The sequence below is a fragment of the Paenarthrobacter sp. Z7-10 genome, assembly GCF_026932795.1.
In the GTDB taxonomy this organism is placed as follows: Bacteria; Actinomycetota; Actinomycetes; order Actinomycetales; family Micrococcaceae; genus Arthrobacter_M.
The window spans coordinates 115,266-129,206 of sequence record NZ_JADPVH010000002.1 but is presented as its reverse complement, the minus strand read 5'-3'; the positions used below and the strand labels follow the sequence as shown (position 1 = coordinate 129,206).

Here is a 13,941-nt window from a genome sequence, read left to right as displayed (position 1 = left end):
ATGGCACGCCACGGTGACGACGCAGAGCAGGTAAATTCCGAGGGGGAGGCTGCCGATTCGACGGCCTCCCCGCAGGGGAGTAAGCCGGCAGATCCCGCCGCGGGCAGCGGCGAAACGCTGGGCGCCGGGCACGAGCCCGACGGCGAGGTTGAGGCCGATGCGCTGGCGCAGGCCGAGCGGATCCTCAACGATGCCGGGGCCGCACCGGAGAACGCTGCGGCGCAGCCCAAGAAGGACGAGGCGGCGGAGCTGAAGAATGACCTGCTCCGGCTCCAGGCCGAATACGTCAATTACCGCAAGCGGGTGGAACGTGATCGGGCCGTTGCGGGGGAGATGGCGGTGATCGGCGTGCTCAATTCGCTGCTGCCTGTCCTGGACGACGTCGACGCTGCCCGCAAGCACGGCGATCTGGAGGGCGGGCCATTTGCCGCCATAGCAGGCAAACTGGAGAATGCGCTCAAGACCTACGGGCTGACGAGCATCGCGGAAACGGGAGTGGCGTTTGATCCCACCATTCACGAAGCGCTGATCCAGCAGCCCGGCGAGGACGTGGAGGTTGACACCGTCAGCCAGGTTCTGCGCAACGGCTACAGGTCCGGTGACCGGATTCTGCGGGCCGCCCAGGTCATCGTCGCAGTTCCCCAGTAGCCATATCATCGAGTGAGCAGTTGGTGTCGTTCTGAACCTCCATACGGACACCAACTGCTCACTCGATTTCCACATCATTAGGAAGGAGACGCCTTGGCAAGTCAGGATTGGGTCGACAAGGACTTCTACAAGATCCTTGGCGTTTCCAAAGACGCTTCCGGCGCCGACATCAAGAAGGCATACCGCAAGCTAGCACGAAAGTACCATCCGGACACCAATGCCGGTAATACCGCTGCGGAAAAGACCTTTAAGGACATTTCCGAGGCTTACTCGGTACTCTCCAGCCCTGAGGATCGTGAGCAGTACGACGCCATCAAGGCCATGGGTGGGGGTGCCCGGTTCAGCGCTGGTGGCGCCGGTGGCGCTGGTTCTTCCGGCGCAGGTTTCGATGACCTCTTTGGCGGCCTGTTCAATGGCCAGCGTGCGGGGGCCGGGGCGCGAAGCCGCAGTTCGCAGGGCTTCGACTCCTCCGGGCTGCCGCCCGAATTCGCAGATCTGTTCGGCGGTGGAGGAGGATTCGGCGGATATCAGTCCGCACCGTCCAAGGGCGCGGACCGCACGGCATCAACCAGCATCTCCTTCGGCGGTGCAATCCGTGGAACCACCATCGGTCTGCGTGAGCCGAGCGGGGAAGTGATAGACGTCCGCATTCCGGCGGGAATCAAGGACGGACAGAAGGTGCGTGTCCGCGGCAAAGGGCAACCTGGATCGGCCGGAGCAGGAGACCTCATGGTCACCGTCAACGTCAAGCCGCACGGGTTCTTCACCCGGGACGGGGATAACATCCGCATTCACGTGCCGGTAACCTTTCCGGAGGCCGCGCTCGGCGCAGACATCGGCGTGCCCACCCTCACCGGCGAACAGGTCAAGGTCCGGGTTCCGGAAGGAACTCCCTCCGGGCGCACCCTGCGGGTCAAGGGCCGCGGCGTGTCCACTTCCAAGTCCACCGGTGATCTGTTGGTCACCATTGACGTCACGGTGCCGCAAAAGCTCAGCAAGGAAGCACAGGAAGCCGTGCGGGAATTCGCCGCCGCAACGGCCGACGGCGACCCGCGGGAAAGTCTGGCAGCGAAGGCCCGGTTGTAGTTGGCTGAGCTGTCCCGGGGCGGTGTCCGGTCCGGGACGGGCTTCCTGCCGGTCCGGGACGGGCTTCCTGCCGGGAGTGATGCAGGCTGCGGGCGCCGTTAGCCGCAGATGGCGCCAAGGGATCGAAAGGAGACACGAGTGGAGATCAACTCCGATGCGCCGATTTTTGTCATCTCCGTGGCTGCCGAGCTTGCCGAGATGCACCCGCAGACGCTGCGCCAATATGACCGTTTGGGCATTGTCTCGCCCAGCCGGGCGCCCGGCCGATCCCGCAGGTACTCCCAGCACGATGTGGAAATGCTGCGCGAGGTCCAGCGGCTGTCTCAGGAAGGTGTTTCGCTGGAGGGCATTAAGCGGATCATGGAACTGGAGAATCAGGTTGCGGCGCTGCGGTCACGGGTAACCGAGCTTTCCCAGGAGCTGGCTGCCGCCGCCGATGCCCTGCGCCGCCGTACGCCCGACGCCGCACGCATCTTTGCGGCCGGCCTGGCCGGCGACGTGGTCAGTCTCGCCCACGGAAAGCGGCCCCGACCGCGCTCACAGGCCGTCGTCGTCTGGCGTCCGCAGCGCTGAACCGGGTGTCAGTCGCTGAAGAGTCCAGCCAGATCCGCCGCGGTGAGCGCTCCGCCCGGTAAGGATTCGCCACTCATGACGTCGGCAAAGAGCCGGGATTTCTTGGCCTTGAGCGCCATCACTTTTTCTTCGATCGTGTCCTTGGCCACCATCCGGTAAACCATCACGTTCTTCGCCTGCCCGATCCTGTGGGTCCGGTCCACGGCCTGGGCCTCGGAGGCCGGATTCCACCAGGGATCAAGGATGAAGACGTAGTCAGCCTCGGTCAGGTTCAGCCCGAAGCCACCTGCCTTCAGGCTGATCAGGAACAACGGAGCCGTACCCTCTTTAAACTGCCGCACCACCTCCGAACGCTTGCGGGTGCTTCCGTCCAGATAACAGAACTCGATCCCCTCCGCGGTAAGCCGGTCCCGGACTTTGCCCAGGAAACCGGTGAACTGGCTGAATATCAGGGCGCGGTGACCTTCCGCGATGACATCCTCCAGCTGTTCGAAGAGAACGTCGAGTTTGCTTGAGCGGACGGCCGAGAGGCTTTCATCCACCAGACTCGCGTCCAAACTCAGCTGGCGCAGAAGGGTCAACGACTGGAAGATGGTGAACCGGTTCTTGTTGACGTCTTCCAGCAGCCCCAGGACTTTCTGCCGCTCCCGCTGCAAATGTGTCTGGTAAACCTTGGAATGCCGCGGGTTCAACACCACCTCCAGCACCTGCTCCTGCTTTGGCGGCAGGTCCCGGATGACCTGTTCCTTCGTGCGCCGCAGCATCAGCGGACGAACCCGGGCACGGAGTTTGGCCAGCTGGTCCGCGTTGCCGTCCTTTTCAATCGGTTTCTGGTAGAACTCGGCGAAGCGTTTCGGGCTGGGGAACAGGCCGGGCGCCACGATGGAGGTCAGCGTCCACAACTCCATTAGGTTGTTTTCCAACGGAGTGCCGGTGACTGCGAGTTTGAAGGGGGCGGGAAGCTTGCGGGCACACTGGTACGCCTTGGACTGGTGATTTTTCACGAACTGGGCCTCGTCAAGGATCAGACCGGCCCAGCTATGTGCGGCGTAGGCCTCAAAGTCGATGCGGAACAGCGCGTATGAGGTGATGACGATGTCCGCTCCGCCCACAACGTCGGCCGGATTCAGGCCGCTTTTGGCGAAAGTCTCGGTAATGGCCAGAGTCCTCAGGCCCGGGGCAAAACGTGCCGCTTCGGTTTCCCAGTTGCCAACGACGCTCGTCGGTGCCACGACCAGGAAAGGGGCCCGGTTCTGCGTTTCTGCATTGCGTTCCTTCGCCGAGCAGACCAGCGCCAAGGTCTGGACGGTCTTTCCCAGCCCCATGTCATCGGCCAGCACGCCACCCAGGTCATGACTGAACAGGAAGTTCAGCCAGTTGAACCCTTCGAGCTGGTAGGGGCGGAGGACGGCATTCAGCGAATCGGGTGCCGGAAGCGGCGTCGGAGCACTGCCGCTAAGTAAGCCGGCCACCGAGCTGCGCCACGCGGCAGCCTGCTGGTCCACGATGCCCAGTTGGGCCAGCTCATCCCACAGGCTGGCCTGGAAGCGGCTGATCTTCAGTCCCTCACTGCCCGCGTCCTGCAGGACTCTGGCCTCATCAATCAGTTCCCGCAACTGGTGCAGCTCTGGACGTTCCAGTGAGAAATGTGCGCCGCTGGGCAGCAGCATCCTGGTGGAGCCGGCTGCCAGAGCCGAAAAAACGGCAGCGAAGGACACGGGCTCGCCCTCAAGGGTAATCACAATGCCAAGATCGAACCAGTCCCGGTCTGCCGTCTCGGCGGTGGAGATACTGACCACCGGAGCTTCGGTAACTTCACGGTAGTCGGCAACTTCGCCGGCTGTTTCGACCAGAACCTCAGGCAGCTCGCGCAGGGCAGGCAGGACCTGTTCGGTGAAAGTCAGGGTGTCCAGGCCCTCGAGCGTGGCCGCTGCCAGAAGCCGCGGCTCGGCCCAACTGTGCTCCCCTGGTCCGCCCAGCGGGGCGACCGTCTCCCACGGCTGCCCCACGGATTGCAGAATCCGGGCTTCGGCGGCCTCATCCCGGTACCCTGAGTCGTCCGGTCGGCCCCACAGCGGTTCGGCGTCGATCCGGTCACCGGCACTGTAATGCCATTCCCAATGCAGCCGCACTCGATGATCCCCGTCATAGTTCGCCAACAGTGACAGCACCGGAGCCGAGTAGGCCGGCAGCTCCACCGAGCCGTCGATCGAAACCACTTCCGCTGTCCGCTGCAACTGGGGGTAGAACTTGCGCAGGAAGCGGTCCTCATCCCGGGCCGGGATTTGGACGCTCGATCCGGAATGGATAAAGCCCAACAGCTGCTCGGACAGCGGCGTTTCCAAGGGTGCAAGCGTGATGACGCCCGGAACTGCGGTGGCGTTGCCCGGCTGGGGATGAAGTTCCGGGAGCGGATCGGGACCGTTGTCGGCGTAAAAGAGTCCGTGCGCCGGACGGCCGATGGTTTCCAGTTGTTCCGCGGCGACCGGAACGCCGCCAATCTCTGCGCTGGCACCGAGATCCAAGGCCCCAGATCCCGCGCGGCTCAGGCTCAGCCGCACCTTGGCCGGCTCGTCAAGAACGCGGACAGGATCCATCGATCCTCGGCTATGGACCAGACTCAATCCGATCCTGCCGGCCTCGGCCAGCAGGTTCCACAGATTCCGTCCGGCGAAGGAGTTCAGGGCCAGCCAGGGGGAGCCGGAGCTGACTTGGCGGCTGGAAGGTGAATGGGAGTTGAGGAATTCGAGCAGCCAATCCAGGTGGGCTTCATTGAACTTCCGGCCAAAGTTCAGATAGTTCAGGGTATTCCACCCAATGCCGCTGCGGACCCACTTGCCCTTGGCGCCCAGCAGAACCGGACGAACGTTGAGCTGGACAGGTGATCCCTTTGTATCCTGGTGTCCCCGGTAGGAAAACCTGCGGACCGGGCGTTCCAGTTCAAACTGCAGCGCCAGGGGTGGACTGTCCTGCCGGGTGGACCGGGATGAGGGCAGCAAACCCATCAGGGTTTTCTCCCAGTCCGCGGTGGCCTCGTCCTGGGCACTCGATCTGCCCTGGACAGCTGTCAGGGTGGTGGCGCGCGAAGACGATACCGGTTCCATCGTGCCCAGGAGCGGCCCAATGTCCGGGTCGGATTCCGCGGCAAAGAGCAGTGCCGCGACGTGCTTGCAGTTTTGCCGGACCGGACAACTGCAGATTCCCACCGAACATGACCAGCGGCCGTCCACGCTCTGGATCAGCTTCGCGGTGGCATGGTAGAGCGACGTTCCCCGCACCTGGCCGCGCAGTAACCCGGTCCCGGACTCAAAGGCGATGTCTTTGACCCGTCCCTGACCGGCATAATCAAAACCGGCCACCGTGGATCGGTCGCTGATGTGTGGCGTGCTGGTCACCAGACGGCTTTGATGGGCGGGGGAAAACGTCACGGATAATACTTCCTGGATTGGATCCGGGGCCTGACTGGCAAACCCTTAACCGTTCAATCTTAAGCGGTGCTCAGCCGCGGCGCTTAATTTCAAGTCGTTGGAACCTGGCTGACGGGCACGCCGGGCTGCACGGTACGTCGTCGTGCCGCGCGCCGATGCAACTCGCATCCTGCCACGATCCGCATCGCCGCCGCGGGTCCAACACCGCCGATGTCGAGCAGTGCCGGCAGACTGGCGGCGTCCAGCCCGGCAGGTCCGGCCGTTTTCTTCAACAACCGCTGCGCCAGCTCCAGGCTGCTGGCGTTGCGGGTTCCGGAGCCGATGACAATTGCCAGCAGCTCCTCATTACGGAGTCTGTGGGCTCCCAAAGCCAGCAGCCGCTCCCGTGGACGATCTTCCGGGGGGATTTCGGAAAGGGGCACATGTGATGTCATATGCCGAGGCTAGTTGGGGCGGGACCATCAGCGCAGCGGCGTGGTGCCTGTATGTGGGCACCGGCGCCGATTTTGGTCCTGTGCAGGGCAGGACGGCTGCGCCCGGCCGTCCCGGCCCAGGCATCCGGATTGCAAGCTGGCGTCCCGCCGTCCACCCGGATGGCAAGAGAGCCGGCGTCCCGCCACGATCAAAGGAACTCAGTATCCGCTGGTACCACCCGTGTTGCCGATCCGGGTGCCGGCGGAATCCAGTACCCACCAGATGTTGTTCACACTCTGGCCCTTGGTGTCCCCGGCTGCCCTGTCGGCGGCGAAGTAGTAAACAGGGAGGCCGTTGATGGTTACCTGTTTAGCGCCATTCGCCGTCGGAATGGTTCCAACCTTGGCGGAAATGCCAGCAAGCGACGGAGCACCGCGTTTCGCTATGACTGGCGGCCAGCTGGCCAGGCAACCACCGCTGCAGTTGCTCTTACCTGAATTCGCCACATCCTTGTCAAAAACATAAACGGTCATTCCGGCTCCATCCACGATGATCTGTCCCAGCGATGAGGTGGACACGGCCAGCTTGCTGGTTTCAGCAGCGGAGCCGGACGAGCCGGACGAGCCAGCTGTCGCTGCCGCACTGGACGCCGGGTTGGCGGCCGGTGCCGCAGCGCCCCCGCTGCCTGCGGTTGATCCGCAGCCGGTCAGCGCCGCCACAGCGACGGCCACAGTGACCATCAATGAACCGCTAAATCTTTTCATCGGAATGCCTCCTCCTGCATACCGGGCACGAGCGTACCCGCTGCAGTTGAGACGTTGTGCAGAGCCGGTTGGTTCAGTCCATCGGTGCGGTTGGTAGATTCAGCTTGCCGTTTTGCCAGCTCAACTCAGGCCAGCTCAACTCAGGCCAGCTCAACTCAGGCCAGCTCAACTCAGGCCAGCTCAACTCAGATCAGCTCAATTCAGGCCAGCTGAATCGGAGGAAATACGGACACCCGACGCTGAATCCGCTCAGGGGTTGCGGCGATAGGCAAGATCGTGGATTGCCCGGCCTGCGCGGTGAGCCTTGCTTTCGAAACTCGTCAGGACGCGTCCCTCGAAGCGCGGCGCCCAGCCGCCATCCACCGCACTGGGGCCCACGTCCGCCGTACTCGCAGCCATGTTCGTGAACAGTGGCGACGCGTCCCCGATTTGGCGCATCTGCCGTGCGTAGTGTTCCCAATCTGTAGCCAGCCGCCAGATGCCGCCCGGCTCCAGGGCAGCGGCAACCTGCTGGGCAAAGGCCGGGGTGACCAGCCGGCGCTTTTCATGCTTGCTTTTGTGCCAGGGATCGGGGAAAAACACCCACACCTCGGACACCGAACCGGCCGGAACCATGATGTCCAAAACTTCCGGGGCATTCGCCTGCACCAGTCGGACATTGGGCAGCGACCGGGCGGCCACCTTCAGCAGGGTTTGCGCCAGCCCCGGCAGATAGACCTCAACGGCCAGGAAGTCCTTATCCGGGTTGTCCGTCGCAGCCTGCACCACCGCCTCGCCCAGTCCGGAGCCAATCTCGATAATCAGGGGAGCCGTGCGGCCAAAAACAGTCTGGGCGTCAAAGCGGAAGTCTGGATGGACAGACGTATCGGAGATCTGTCGTGGCACATCAATTACATACGCATCCGCATGCTCCGCCCAAGCCTTCTGCCGGCGGCCCTGCAGGCGCGAGCCGCGCCGAACGAAGGACACCGGCTGGGCACGGTGGGCAGCGTTCGACGGCGGGGCGATGCTGGGCGCGGAGTTTGGAGTTTCATTCATCCGCTCCAGATTACCGTCGCCCGTCCGCACCGCATCCCGCCGCCGGCGCGATGCTAGCTGAGGTCCTTGTTTTTGGTCTCCGGGATGGTAAAGATCACCGCAAAGGACACCAGCAGCAGCACAATGGTGTAGATGGCGAAGACATTAGGCCCGAAGGCTGAGTTCAGCCAGGTCTGCAGGTACGGTGCCGTTCCGCCGAACAGAGCCACGCAGATGGAATACGGAATGCCCACGCCCACGGTGCGGATACTGGTCGGAAACAGTTCCGCAAACACGGCCGGCACAATGGATGCCCCGGCAGCGAGGAAGACCAGCATGACCGACATGGAAACGATCAGTTGCCAGGGGGAGCTGCCGAGCAGCCAGGTCATCGGAAAGAAGAACACGGCCGCCCCCAAGGCACCGGTCCAGAGCACCGGCTTGCGGCCAAATTTGTCGGAGGCCTTGCCCCACAGCGGCAGCGCCACCAAGAAGACAATGTTGGCCACCAACCCGGACCAGAGTGCCGCTCCGCGGTCCATGCCCAGTGACGTGGACGCGTATGTGGGTGCCACGATGGCCCAGGTGTAGTAAGCCACTGTGAGCCCCACGGTCAGGCCGATCACCTGCAGGGCCTGCTTGCGGTAGCGCACAATCTGCGGCCAGACGGGATCCCGCTTTACGGTCCCCGGCTCGGCGTCGAAAATTTCGGACTCCTTCAGCCGGGCGCGCATGAACAGCGCGTACAGGCCGAAGATGCCACCCAGGAGAAAGGGCAGGCGCCAGCCCCAGGCCAGCATGTCCGCCTTGCTGAGCAGCACGGTCAGCACCGCTCCCAGCAAGGCGCCGAACATGTTGCCGAAAGTTCCGGAGACGTAGATCAGGCTGGCCCAAAAGCCACGTTCTTTCCGTGGCGCGATCTCGGACAGATAGGTCTGCGCGGACGGCAGCTCGCCGCCGTGCGCCAGCCCCTGCAGCAGTCGGGCCGCGAGCAGCACGATGGAAGCCAGCACGCCGGTGGCCGCGAAGGTCGGGGCGACGCCGATCATCAGGCTGCCCACCGCGGCCAGTCCTACGGTCAGGGTCATGGATCGCTTGCGGCCGAACCGGTCGCCGATCCAGCCGAACAGGAAGCCGCCAAAGGGACGGGCCAAAAAGCCGACGGCGAAGATCGCCAAGGTGGACAGGATGGCCGACAGCGGGTCCTTATTGCTGAACAGCTGGGTGGCGAAGAATGGTGCGAAGGTGGCGTAGATGGCCCAGTCGTACCATTCGACGGCGTTGCCGATGCCTGTCCCAATAAGGGTCTTGGCCATGCCTTTACTGGGTGCTGCCGAGCGTGCCGGCGTGGTGATGGGGGTATGAGTCATCGTCCTGATTCCTTGTTGACCGGGGCAGCGTCGGTGCTGGCGGGGCCGGACAGTTGCTCGAGTCGGCTGGCCGCGAGCTGACTGTAGAGCGCAGCCCCATCGGCCAGGACCGAGTCGTCGAAGGTGGCGTAGGCGGAATGGTTGAAGGGCGCGTTAGCGTGGTCGGTTCCGGGGGCTGCCGCGCCAAGCCCGATGAACGATCCCGGAATTTCATTGAGGACGCGGGAAAAATCTTCGGAGCCACTCATCGGCGTGGTCCACCGGCTGTGCCGGGCAGGACCAAAGAGCTCGTCGATGGCGTTTTCAGCTTTCATGGTCTCCTCGACGTTGGTGACGGTAACCGGATATTCCCGGTTGTAGACCACGTCCACGTCCAGATCGTGAGCGGCGGCGATGCCCTTCAGCAGGCGGGGGATCGCCGTCATCATCCGCTGCTGATTAGCTTCCGAAAAGGTCCGGATGGTGGCCTCAAAACTGGCGGTTTCCGGAATGATGTTGCGTTTGGTTCCGGCCTGCAGTACTCCCACGCTCAGGACTACCGGGTCGAACATGTTGAACTGGCGGGTGACCATGACCTGCAGAGCCGTGATCATTTCGCTGACCGTGGTCACAGGGTCTTTCGCCTTGTGCGGCGCCGAGCCGTGGCCGCCGGCACCGAGGACCGTCACCGTCAGCCCATCGGAGGCGCTCATCATGACGCCGCGCTTGGTGGCAAACTGCGCGTGCGGCTCCAACCCGGAGAAAACGTGCATGCCATACGCGGCGTCCGCGCGCCGGCCCGAGGCCTCCAGGACGCCTTCACGAATCATCACCGAGGCGCCGTCGAATCCTTCTTCGCCGGGCTGGAACATAAAGACCACGTCGCCGGGCAGTTGGTGGACGCGCTCGGCCAGCAGCCGGGCCGACCCGGCCAGCATGGCAGTGTGCAGGTCATGGCCGCAGGCGTGCATGGCGCCGTCGAGGCGGGAAGTGAACTCCACGCCGGTACGTTCCTGAACCGGCAGTGCATCCATGTCCGCCCGCAACAGCACGGCGCGGCGTTGTTCCGCACCGGGAGCTTGCCCGCGCAGAACGGCCGTGACCGAACTGCAGTCCGTCCCCCGGGAAATTTCCAGCGGCAGGTCGGCCAACGCAGCCAGCACTTTTTCCTGGGTCCGCGGCAAATCCAAACCGATCTCCGGTTCCTGGTGCAGCTGGTGTCGGAAGCGGACAAGGTCCGGGGCAAGTTCGGAGGCAAGTTGGACAAATGACATGGGGCTCCCTGGGTTCGGATACGTTGCTTAGTGGTGTGTCGGGGTGCGCTGCTCGGCGTGCGCTGCCGTCCGTGCGCCGGTGAGTGGCGCAGCCAAAAAAGTTGTGCCGCAAATCATTTTGTGGTGATGTGGTTCACAGCACGCCCAATCGCTCGAAAAGCGCATTGAACCGTCCTATGCCACTGAGAGTGCGCACCGGAGCCGCATATATGGAGGACTTGTGCAACTATCCGAAGACGACTTGGCGTTGATCAACGCCCTCCAGATCGCCCCCCGCGTAAGTTGGACGGATGCCGCCGACATTCTCGGCGTGCACGCCACCACGTTGGCCTCCCGTTGGGAACGGCTGCGCAGCTCCGGCGCTGCGTGGATTACGGCGCATCTGATTGGCGAACCGGACAAGATGTCGTTGTCCTTTTTGGATGTCCAGTGCGACCTCAACCGGCGGTCTCCGGTGATCGATGCCGCGTGCGCCATCCCGGAAATCGTGACGGTCGATGAGGCGGCCAGGAACCGGGACCTGATTCTGACCGTCATCACGCCCACTCTGGCCGAGCTGAGCCAGCAGGTGATTCCGGCGCTCGCCGCCATTCCTGGGCTGAATCGCTACCAGGTTTCCCTGTGCACCCGGCTGCACCTGGGTGGGGACAACTGGCGGCTCAATATTCTGACCCGCGCCCAACAGCAGCAGTTCGGGCAGCGCAAGCGCACCGAAGCGGCCGGACGGGACCCGTTCCCCGCTGTTTCTCCGGACATGATCCGGATGCTGATGCGCGATGGGCGGACGACGGCGGCACAAATGTCGCGGGAGCTCGGCGGCCATCCGGCGACGGTCCGCCGGCAGTTGGATCGGCTGTTGGCCTCGCACCTGCTTACTTTTCGTTGTGAACTTGCCCAGGCCTACTCCGGTTTCCCTGTCACCTGCCACTGGTTTGGCCGGGTTCCGGCCGACCGGCACGACGAGGTGGCACGGGCCCTGGGCTCCTTTCGAAATGTCCGGCTGATCGCCTCCACCACCGGTTCCACGAATTTCATGGTGGGAATGTGGCTGCGCTCGGTGGCCGATGTGATCAGTGCCGAGCTGGCCATGGCGGAACGGGTTCCCGAGCTTCATCTGGTGGAAAGTGCTGTGATCCTGAACTCACCGAAGCGCGTTGGATGGCTGCTGGAGCCCAATGGAAAGGCGACTGGCGTCGTCGTGCTCCCCACCGGACCGTCGGATCTGGCCGTCCGCCGCCCACCGGACTGATAGACTGGGGAAACTTGAAGCGCGTACGCGCCCTTCATGCGTCGATGAACGCGTTGATCCAGTCCCGCATAGTAGCAATCCAATGCACTAACCCATCCGGCCGCAGCTGCGGTCCGGAATGGATGCGCGGTTGACATCTTCTGACATTTCTTCGGCGAATCCCTGCACCGACCGGTGCCAGGGCCACGTAACCGAAAGTCTGCTCTTACATGACTACGTTCTCCAGCCTTGGCGTGCCCAAGGTCCTTGCCGCTTCCCTCGCCGCCAACGGCATCGAAGAAGCCTTCCCGATTCAGATCAAGACACTCCCGGACACTTTGGCCGGCCGCGATGTACTGGGCCGTGGCCGCACCGGCTCCGGCAAGACCATTGCCTTTGCGCTGCCGCTGGTTGCCCGGCTGGCGGAAAGCGAAGCGGCTTACCGACGCAAGCCCGGCCGCCCGCTGGCATTGGTGCTGGCACCAACCCGCGAGCTGGCCACCCAGATCAACAACACGATCGAACCCCTGGCCAAGGAAATGGGCCTCAACACGACGGTCATCTACGGCGGTGTTGCCCAGCAGCGCCAGGAGCGTGCGCTCAAGGCCGGCGTGGACATTGTCATTGCCTGCCCGGGCCGGCTCGAAGACCTGATGAAACAGCGGCTGCTCACGCTGGAATCGGTCGAGATCACGGTGCTGGATGAGGCCGATCATATGGCCGACCTCGGCTTCCTGCCGGTGGTCAAGCGGCTGCTGGACACCACGCCGAAGGACGGCCAGCGCCTGCTCTTTTCGGCCACGCTGGACAATGGCGTGGACAAGATTGTCCAGCGTTACCTCTCCAATCCGGTCACGCACTCCGTGGATGACCCGACGGCGTCCATCACGACGATGGAACACCACGTTCTGGTGGTCAACGACCAGACGGTGAAGAAGCAGCTGATCGTGGAGCTGGCCGCCGGTGCCGGACGCCGCCTGCTGTTCATGCGGACCAAGCACCATGCCCGCAAGCTGGCGAAAACTTTGACGGATGCCGGAATCCCGGCAGTGGACCTGCATGGAAACCTGTCGCAGAATGCGCGCGACCGCAACTTGGCCGAGTTCTCCTCGGGTGAGGTGCGCGTGCTGGTGGCCACCGACGTCGCCGCCCGCGGTGTGCACGTCGACGACGTCGAACTCGTCATCCATGTTGACCCACCCACCGAACACAAGGCGTACCTGCACCGCTCGGGCCGTACCGCCCGCGCCGGTTCCGACGGCACCGTGGTGACCATCACGCTGCCGGAACAGCAGTCGGACGTGAAAAAGCTGATGAAGGCGGCCGGCGTCGACGTCTCCTTCGAACGCGTCACGACCAGCTCACCGCTGATAGCCAAACTGGTGGGGGAGGTCGCCGATAAGATCGATCCGCGCACCAGAGCGGCCCTCATGGCGGCCAAGACGGCGCAGCAGGGTGGCGGATCCTCCACCGGAGCCAATGCCGAGCGCAAGCGCACCCGCCGCACCGGCCAGGGATCACCTGCCGTGGGTGGTCGTGGCGGCCGCGGCGGACGCGGCCGGGTTTCCGGCGGTGCCACGGAGACGGGCAACCGCGAGGACCGGCGCAAGGATCAGCCGCAGGCACCCCGCTTTGGCAGCGAAAGGACCGGAGGCGAAAGCCGACGTCCGGCACGCTCCGAGGCCCATGGAGACGTGGCCCGTGGTGCCAAGCGCACCCCGCAGTCCGCGTCGCATCGTAATGATGTGCCGCGCGGCAGCGGCGCCCGGACCGCGGGATCGGCACCCGTATGGTCCTCGAATACCGGCGGAACCTCCACCGGAAGCTACAACGCCGGAAATGCCGGGGGCTCCGGTCGGCCGTCGCGGTCCGCAGGTCCGCGCCGTGCGTCGGCGCCGGCGTCGAATCAGCGCCGTGGCCGCTAGCCGCTTCCGGCAGCACTGACAACAGCACTGCAACAGTCTGCGTCGCCCCGGTTCCAAAAAACCTGGGGGACGCAGACTGTTTTTTTAACCCGCGGCACCCCGGTGGCGGTGCTTGGCCGGATTCGTGCTTGATGGGCATGCGGGTGGGCGTGGGGCTGCCTGCTGGGCTGCGGGCTGAGGCCGCAGAGTCTGGGATGACGGACAGCGATTCCCGGTGATGGGTGTCACAGTACCG

General features: G+C 64.0%; 11 protein-coding genes and 1 pseudogene. 6 read left to right on the top strand and 6 right to left on the bottom strand.

The window, feature by feature from the left end; translation table 11 throughout:
• From IV498_RS01355 to IV498_RS01345, 3 genes are all read left to right on the top strand, one after another.
• Complete coding sequence (locus IV498_RS01355; protein ID WP_269044757.1) at nt 1–648, top strand: nucleotide exchange factor GrpE; 648 nt, start codon at nt 1–3, stop codon at nt 646–648.
• Between the two features lie 93 nt (nt 649–741).
• The gene (locus IV498_RS01350; RefSeq protein ID WP_269044756.1) at nt 742–1,734 is read left to right on the top strand and encodes a DnaJ C-terminal domain-containing protein; all 993 of its coding nucleotides are present in this window, start codon (nt 742–744) and stop codon (nt 1,732–1,734) included.
• A gap of 138 nt (nt 1,735–1,872) precedes the next feature.
• Nucleotides 1,873–2,307: a heat shock protein transcriptional repressor HspR gene (locus tag IV498_RS01345; protein ID WP_269044755.1), complete on the top strand. Its 435-nt coding sequence runs from the start codon at nt 1,873–1,875 to the stop codon at nt 2,305–2,307.
• Between the two features lie 8 nt (nt 2,308–2,315).
• Here IV498_RS01345 and IV498_RS01340 read toward each other — a convergent pair whose 3' ends face one another.
• The 3 genes from IV498_RS01340 to IV498_RS01330 form a co-directional block, all read right to left on the bottom strand.
• The gene (locus tag IV498_RS01340; protein WP_269044754.1) at nt 2,316–5,735 is read right to left on the bottom strand and encodes a DEAD/DEAH box helicase; all 3,420 of its coding nucleotides are present in this window, start codon (nt 5,733–5,735) and stop codon (nt 2,316–2,318) included.
• Between the two features lie 89 nt (nt 5,736–5,824).
• On the bottom strand, nt 5,825–6,157 hold the full coding sequence (locus IV498_RS01335; RefSeq protein WP_269044753.1) for a UPF0758 domain-containing protein: 333 nt from the start codon (nt 6,155–6,157) through the stop codon (nt 5,825–5,827).
• A gap of 210 nt (nt 6,158–6,367) precedes the next feature.
• On the bottom strand, nt 6,368–6,913 hold the full coding sequence (locus tag IV498_RS01330; RefSeq protein WP_269044752.1) for a COG4315 family predicted lipoprotein: 546 nt from the start codon (nt 6,911–6,913) through the stop codon (nt 6,368–6,370).
• 56 nt (nt 6,914–6,969) lie between these two features.
• Between IV498_RS01330 and IV498_RS19000 the strand changes: the two are divergent.
• A pseudogene (locus IV498_RS19000) lies at nt 6,970–7,116 on the top strand (hypothetical protein); the annotation flags it as partial.
• A gap of 46 nt (nt 7,117–7,162) precedes the next feature.
• Here the strand turns inward: IV498_RS19000 and trmB are convergent.
• The 3 genes from trmB to IV498_RS01315 are packed head-to-tail and all read right to left on the bottom strand — an operon-like array spanning nt 7,163 to nt 10,553.
• Complete coding sequence (gene trmB, locus IV498_RS01325) at nt 7,163–7,951, bottom strand: tRNA (guanosine(46)-N7)-methyltransferase TrmB (RefSeq protein ID WP_269044751.1); 789 nt, start codon at nt 7,949–7,951, stop codon at nt 7,163–7,165.
• 53 nt (nt 7,952–8,004) lie between these two features.
• Nucleotides 8,005–9,300, bottom strand: coding sequence for an MFS transporter (locus IV498_RS01320; RefSeq protein WP_269044750.1), 1,296 nt, complete (start codon nt 9,298–9,300; stop codon nt 8,005–8,007).
• The gene (locus IV498_RS01315; RefSeq protein ID WP_269044749.1) at nt 9,297–10,553 is read right to left on the bottom strand and encodes a M20 metallopeptidase family protein; all 1,257 of its coding nucleotides are present in this window, start codon (nt 10,551–10,553) and stop codon (nt 9,297–9,299) included. Before IV498_RS01315 ends, IV498_RS01320 begins: the two co-directional genes overlap by 4 nt.
• A gap of 220 nt (nt 10,554–10,773) precedes the next feature.
• On the opposite strand from IV498_RS01315, the gene IV498_RS01310 reads away from it, so the two are divergent.
• Nucleotides 10,774–11,802 carry an Lrp/AsnC family transcriptional regulator gene (locus IV498_RS01310; RefSeq protein WP_269044748.1) on the top strand — a complete coding sequence of 343 codons (1,029 nt, stop codon included), beginning with the start codon at nt 10,774–10,776 and terminating at the stop codon, nt 11,800–11,802.
• A 209-nt stretch (nt 11,803–12,011) separates the two neighbouring features.
• Nucleotides 12,012–13,706, top strand: a complete 1,695-nt coding sequence (locus IV498_RS01305) for a DEAD/DEAH box helicase (RefSeq protein WP_269044747.1) — start codon at nt 12,012–12,014, stop codon at nt 13,704–13,706.
• Nucleotides 13,707–13,941: the final 235 nt, after the last annotated feature.

Bases quoted from the DNA above. Each gene is read 5' to 3' on its own strand.
- IV498_RS01355 (WP_269044757.1), top strand. From the start codon at position 1: ATGGCACGCCACGGTGACGACGCAGAGCAGGTAAATTCCGAGGGGGAG.
- IV498_RS01330 (WP_269044752.1), bottom strand. From the start codon at position 6,913: ATGAAAAGATTTAGCGGTTCATTGATGGTCACTGTGGCCGTCGCTGTG.
- trmB (WP_269044751.1), bottom strand. From the start codon at position 7,951: ATGAATGAAACTCCAAACTCCGCGCCCAGCATCGCCCCGCCGTCGAAC.
- IV498_RS01320 (WP_269044750.1), bottom strand. From the start codon at position 9,300: ATGACTCATACCCCCATCACCACGCCGGCACGCTCGGCAGCACCCAGT.
- IV498_RS01315 (WP_269044749.1), bottom strand. From the start codon at position 10,553: ATGTCATTTGTCCAACTTGCCTCCGAACTTGCCCCGGACCTTGTCCGC.
- IV498_RS01305 (WP_269044747.1), top strand. From the start codon at position 12,012: ATGACTACGTTCTCCAGCCTTGGCGTGCCCAAGGTCCTTGCCGCTTCC.